Origin of the sequence: Pseudomonas protegens (assembly GCF_003732485.1) — a bacterium.
GTDB classification, from domain to species: domain Bacteria; phylum Pseudomonadota; class Gammaproteobacteria; order Pseudomonadales; family Pseudomonadaceae; genus Aquipseudomonas; species Aquipseudomonas protegens_B.
Window position 1 is genome coordinate 38,059 of record NZ_MOAK01000081.1, and the last position, 6,045, is coordinate 44,103.

Below are 6,045 nucleotides of genomic sequence, written 5' to 3' on the forward strand. Positions count from 1 at the left end.
ATGTGGGGTTGGCCCTGGGCGTCACGCAGACTGAACACGCGCATACCCTGTTGCTCCACGGCTTCGGCGTAGCGTTCACCGTAGCCGCCGGTCAAGGCCCTGCGGTTGGCGAATTGCCCCAGGCAGTGGCGCATCACATAGCTTTCGAAGGCCATTTCAGCCCGCAGCAGTGGGCTTTCCGGACGCAGCTCGACCCAGGTGTGTTCGGCGCAGGAGACGGCGACATTCAGGGCTTCGGAAGAGCTTTGACGCCAGCCCTGATCGACCCGGGCGGCCATCTGCGCGTGCTCTTTTTCCCATAGCGCCAGGGCTTGCGGGCAAGTGATGCGCTCCAGCTTGCCCTCCAGTGCCGTGCCTTTGCGCGAGGTCAGGAACTCCACCAGCTGCAATTCCTGTTGCAATAGCAATGGCTCCTGCGGTTCGACCCACACCAGCGTCGCCACGGCCTTGGCGACTTCTTCGGGCGGTGCCTTGGCGGCGCTGTCGAAGTATTCGCTTACCCAGGCCGGCGGCGCGTCGGTACCCAGTGCCGCACGGGCGTCATCCAGGGTCTGGATGCGCCGTGCGGGTTCGAAGTTGCCCACCAGGTGGCGATAGAAGTGATTCAGCAGCCAGCCTTGCACCGCGTCCTCGTCGCCGCGCCCCTGGCTGCGTTGAGTGATGCCGCGTTTCAGTTCATCGGCATTCAGCAGGTTGCGCGGGGCGTAGCTGGAGCTGCGCTTGGCAGCGCCTACTTCCATATCTGCCACCAGTTTTTCTTGCCGGCAGGTTGAGCCGGAGCTTGCAGTTCGGTGAGGATCTCCTCGATCCGGGCACGGCACTTGATGTCATAGTCATCGTCCGGGGTGCACAGCGCCAGGGTTCGTGCGCAGTAGTCAATGGCTTCGGCCGTGCGGCCACGAGCCTTGAGGAAGTCCACCGAGCTGGACATGACCGAGATTTCGTTCAAGGCCAGGACCAGCGGCTCGTAACGCTGCCAGAGGCTGTCGGCGTTGTCCGGATGGGCATAGGCCAGATAGCGCGCGACCCTGACCCGGGCGAACAGCGCCGAGCTGTCCAGCTGCTGATCACTGATGCCTTGCTCTTCTTGCCACTTGAGCAGGCGTTCGAGCCAGATGAGGATTTCACTGTCGCGATCCAGCTTGAACAGGGCGTATACCACCGAAGCTATGTACTCGTTTGGGTCGTGGCGGCTGTAGCCGAACTCCGCGGAGTAATGCCAAAGCTGTTCCGCCGCGTCGATGATGCCCGGCAGGTCCTCCAGGCCGATGCGTGCACTGAGCAGGCCGTTGTAGTGTTCGGCGAACGTGCTGGCGGCGATACCGCGCGCGTGCAACTCGATAGCGTCTTCGTAGCGGATCTGGTTGTAGTAGCGATAGTTGATCGCCAGGTTGTTGCAGAGCATGGAGTACAGGTGTGCGCAGGCATCGTAGGGGTGGCCGCTGCCGCTGGCGAAGTAGCGTTCCATGTGGGCCTGGCCTTGCTCGTAGGCGTCTTTCTGCGCTTCGCGCAGCAGCGAATAGGCTTGGTCCCGGGCTTCCCTGGGCAGCTTGTCCGCTTCGGTCTCTGCCACTTCCTCGATGCTCAATGCATAGTTGTAGGCATATTTGCCGCAGGACAGAACCGGCTTCGACGTTTTCAGCGCCTCGATCACTCCCAGGCTGGCAACCCGAGCGGCGAACAGCGAGAACGCACTGCGGTTGTCCTGCATGCGGCCTGCCTGGATGGCGTTTTGCAACAGGCCGGCTTCGGTAGCCGCGTCGATCAGGCCGCGCTCTGCGTCATGCACGGCGGCCAGTCGGGTGATCCAGGGCTGCTCGGGGGCTCGCCGCAGGGCTTCGGCGCGGGCTTCGGCAAACAGCGAGTCGCGTGACTCCAGATCTTCCATGGCCTGGTACAGGGCGGCCAGCAGCGGGGTGGTATCGGACTCGGTGGTTTCGATGTTCGGCAGCGCGTCGAGAAAACTCTGCAGTGCTTCCTCGGTAATACAGGCACGCATCACGCAGATCGGCCACCAGGCACTGCGCTCTTCGGGAGCTTGCAGGCGGTCGAGAACCAGGCGAGCCGTGGCTGGCCATAGCTCGGTTTGCCTGTCGTAGACGTCGATGAAGGCTCGAAACCCCGCTTCGTCGATGCGTCCGGCCTCCATCAGCCAGGGCAGTTCGTACTCGATAAAATTGTTGCCGCCGTCAGAGTCCAGGCTCAGGGCCGCGGCATTGCAGACCTTCAAGGCTCCTGCCAGATCGCCCTGGGCGTGCAGGGCGCGGGCGGCCAGGCGCGCAGTGCGCACTTCCCACTCGCGGCGCTGGGGCAGCGAGAGGCCCGAGGTCAACTGGGCGATGGGTTGTTCGAACAGCGCCAGGCGCAACGGGATAATCTCGATCAGCGAGTTGCCCAGCCACAGCCAGTCGCCTTCATCGATGTCCTGGTCGGGGCCGGCCGTGCGTACGGCGTTGACGGCTTCCAGCGCGGCGCTACGGGCTTCTTCGTCACGGTCGTGGAAGGCCAGGACGCGGGCGCGGCGTTGATACTGGTCGGCGGCATCCCAGGCACGCAACGCAACACGGGCAGGATTGCCCAAGGTCAGGGCATAGCGCACTTCGATGGTTTTCAGTGCGACTTCGAGGCGACCCTGTTCCAGCTCGTCGAAGATTTGGTAGCGACGATAGTGCTCGACATTGAAGTCAAGGGTTTGCGTGGCCATCTGGTTGAGCTGCTCGAGCACCTCAAGCAAGGTTGCGTCGTCGTCCAGATAACTGGCGATGCGCAAGCGCAGGATGGCCAGGTTCATTGTCAACTCAGCGCGGGCCGGCTCATGCACGGCTTGCAGCAGGGCATTGCCATCCTCTGCGATAACGGCCCGGGCCGCAGCTGAATCACCGGCCTGCATCCATAGCGTGTGCAGGCGGTCGATCGAGGCCAGGGAGTCGGCCCGCAGCGGCTGTGCTTGCAACTGGGCCAGCAGGGTATCGGTCTCCTGGTTCTGTTGCTGCGCCTCAAGGCGGTCCATGAACTGTTCCAGTTCAATCCCGGTTATTGCACTGCTGTCATGCGCCATCGTTAACTCCATTTGATAATGACCTGCGCATCCCATGATGCACTGCCTGGCAGACCGGCATTTGCTCGTCGATGATACCGCCGTCGGGTGTCATGCCGATCCTTCGACACCCTGATTACAGCCCTGTGGGGCTTGTGACTGATGGAACCTTTGCCGGCTGGTCGACCCTGCATGCAGGGCCAGCATTGCGGAGCAAAAACGATCAAGGCTTTGAGGCGCAGCACGCTATCAGGTGATGTTTCAGAATCCAAGGTTTCAACACGTAGCCGAAGTGTTTTTCAACGCTGGAACAGGACTTTTCTCATCAGGCAGCAAATGCTGCCCGGCCTCTTTAAGGGAATGGCGAATCCGGCCGATAACTTCAGTGGACAATTGTGTTCCCAAGTGGCGATCTGCATCACAGGTCCATTTGAAAGTGCTTGATAGCCCGTGGCCAGCAGCTATTATCTGCGCGCCAAAAACAGGCTGCGAAGCCGGGTGGGTCCTGCTGTCCCTGGATTGATCTTCTTACTTGCCTGGAATCTTCGATGCTGGCGTACCACCAAAAGAGCTTTTTGATCGTCGATGATTTCTCGGACTTCCGCAGTTCGGTGCGTTCGATGTTGCGTGAGCTGGGCGTCAAGGACGTGGACACCGCCGATACCGGCGAACAGGCTCTGCGCATGTGTGCGCAGAAGCGCTATGACTTCATCCTCCAGGACTACCATCTGGGCGACGGCAAGAAAAACGGCCAGCAGGTGCTGGAAGACCTGATGCTGGAAAAGCTCATCAGTCATGAGAGCGTATTCCTCATGGTCACTGCCGAGAGCAGTCAGGCCATGGTGCTCAGCGCCCTGGAACATGAGCCCGATGCCTATCTGACCAAGCCCTTCAACCGGTCCGGCCTGGCCCAGCGCCTGGAGCGCCTGCAACAGCGCAAGACCCTGCTCAAGCCTATTCTTCAAGCCCTTGATCGCGGCAAGCCGGTGGAAGTGCTCAACGCCTGCGTCGCCCTGTGCAAACAGGACCCGCGTTACGCGCCGCTGTGCTTGCGCTATCGGGCCGATGCCCTGCGCGACATGCATCAGAACGAGCCTTTGGAGCGCCTGTATAACAGTATTCTGGCGGACCGTCCTTTACCCTGGGCCTACGTCGGCCTGGGGCGCTTGCTGTTCAAGCGCGGGCAGGCAGGCGAAGCCAAGGCCATCTATGAAAAGGCCCTCAAGGCCTTCCCGATGATGCCCGGGCTCTATGACGGACTGGCGGATGTGCTGGTAGCTGAAGGCGACACCAAGCGTGCCCAGAATGTGCTGGAAGAGGCCGTACGCCTGTCACCGCTTGCGGTGCGCCGTCAGGCGTTGCTGGGCAAGCTGGCCATGGCCAACGAAGACTTCGAGAGCGCTTCCAGGGCCTATCGACAGGCCGTATCTCAGGGCGCGCAGTCACGCTTCAAGGACCCGGAAAGCAACCTTGGCCTGGCCCATGCCTTGATCAGCAAGGGCAGTGAAAAGGGCCTGGACACCCGCACTCGCCTGGAAATCAACCAGACCCTGAGCGCAGTGGCCAAGGAAAACCCCACCGACCCTGGATTGCAGATCCGTGCGCGGCTGATGAAGGCCACCAGCCTGCTGCTCAATGATGCGGAAACCGCAGAGAAGCTTACCGAGCAGGCGCTGATGCGCCTGGACGGCATGGAACAGTTCATGAGTCCTGAAGCTGCATTGCTGGTGGCCAAGCAACTGCAGATGTTGGGGCAGGCCAGTGCCGGTGCATCGATGCTGAAAAACTGTGCGGAAATCTACGGCGACGATCCGAAGGTCATGCAGAACATCGCCAAGCTCACCGACGATCCGACTATTCTCAGTTCGTCCAATGCGGCGGCCGACATCAACCGTCAGGGCGTGCGCAGTTACAAGGCGGGCAATCTGAGCGAGGCCCGGGAGCTGTTCCGCAAGGCTTTGGCCATGCAGCCGAAGAACATCAGTATTGCCCTGAACATGGCGCAGTCGCTGTTACACGGCACAAACCCCAATACGGACGCGGTGCTCCTGGAAGAATGCCAGGCGTGCCTGAAAATGGTCGGCATGATGCCCGATACCGATGCGCGTTTTCCGCGCTACCAGAAGCTGCGAAGCAAGGCGTTTGGCGAATGAACGAAGAGCAACAGGCGCTCGATTTCTCCACGGTGATTGCCTCCACCGTCCATGACATGAAGAATTCCCTGGCCATGCTGATGCAAGCCCATGCCCAGTGGCAGGCCCGCCTGCCCGAGACGCAAGTGGCGCCCGAACAGGGGGTGATCGATTACCACTTTGCTCACCTCAACGGCATGCTGGTGCAGCTCTTGGGGCTGTACAAGCTGGGGGTCAACCAGTTGCCGCTGCAACCGGCCTACCACGAGCTGGATGATTTCATCGAAGCGCAACTGGTGAGCCATCAGGACGTGTTCAAGAGTCGTGGAATCTCTGCCACCTATGAGGTCGACCCCTTGAGTCCCCTGGGCTTTTTCGATCGAGAGCTGATTGCCTCGGTGTTGGCCAACTGCATCAACAATGCGCTGCGTTACGCCCGCCATGCACTGTTGATCACGGTCAGTGACGAAGAGGGTCAGGTGGTGCTGTCCATCAATGATGATGGCGACGGCTATCCGCAAGCGATGATCGAGCGTCAGGCCGATTATGTGCAGGGCATCAATCAGAGCAGCGGCAGCACCGGGCTGGGGCTGTATTTTGCCGGGCGCATTGCCGAGCTGCATCAGCGTAATGGCGTGTGCGGGCATACCCGTATCAGCAACGGCGGTCCATTGGGCGGCGGGCTGTTCAAGCTGTACTTGCCTTGAGTGCCTGACCGGTGTGGTCGTAGGAGACTGCGGCGGTCAGGTGTTATCAGGGTGGCCAGGCCCTGTCAGGGACCATTCCCTTCTTCTTTTCCAAGGTCGGCCCCGGTCGTGACGTGTGGGTTGCTCGCCGGGAATTCGCACCCTCCCGGGATTTTATTCTTGTCTGCTT

The 6,045-nt window shown here is 61.0% G+C and carries 3 protein-coding genes and 1 pseudogene; 2 read left to right on the top strand and 2 right to left on the bottom strand.

Annotated elements, in window-relative coordinates:
• Together BLX41_RS36120 and BLX41_RS24015 are read right to left on the bottom strand one after the other, a co-directional pair.
• Positions 1-740, bottom strand: a pseudogene (locus BLX41_RS36120) (hypothetical protein); the annotation flags it as partial.
• Entirely contained in the window at positions 731-3,058 is a 2,328-nt protein-coding gene (locus BLX41_RS24015; RefSeq protein WP_123726888.1) for a hypothetical protein, read from the bottom strand. The gene BLX41_RS24015 and the pseudogene BLX41_RS36120, both read right to left, overlap by 10 nt.
• A 527-nt stretch (positions 3,059-3,585) precedes the next feature.
• Here BLX41_RS24015 and BLX41_RS24020 point away from each other — a divergent pair.
• Complete coding sequence (locus BLX41_RS24020; RefSeq protein ID WP_123726889.1) at positions 3,586-5,190, top strand: tetratricopeptide repeat-containing response regulator; 1,605 nt, start codon at positions 3,586-3,588, stop codon at positions 5,188-5,190.
• The gene (locus tag BLX41_RS24025) at positions 5,187-5,876 is read left to right on the top strand and encodes a sensor histidine kinase (RefSeq protein WP_123726890.1); all 690 of its coding nucleotides are present in this window, start codon (positions 5,187-5,189) and stop codon (positions 5,874-5,876) included. The genes BLX41_RS24020 and BLX41_RS24025 overlap by 4 nt, the downstream gene beginning before the upstream one ends.
• Positions 5,877-6,045 lie beyond the last annotated feature (169 nt).

What these genes read in the sequence shown, in the direction of transcription:
- BLX41_RS24015 (WP_123726888.1), bottom strand. Translation starts at nt 3,058, where the DNA reads ATGGCGCATGACAGCAGTGCAATAACCGGGATTGAACTGGAACAGTTC.
- BLX41_RS24020 (WP_123726889.1), top strand. Translation starts at nt 3,586, where the DNA reads ATGCTGGCGTACCACCAAAAGAGCTTTTTGATCGTCGATGATTTCTCG.
- BLX41_RS24025 (WP_123726890.1), top strand. Translation starts at nt 5,187, where the DNA reads ATGAACGAAGAGCAACAGGCGCTCGATTTCTCCACGGTGATTGCCTCC.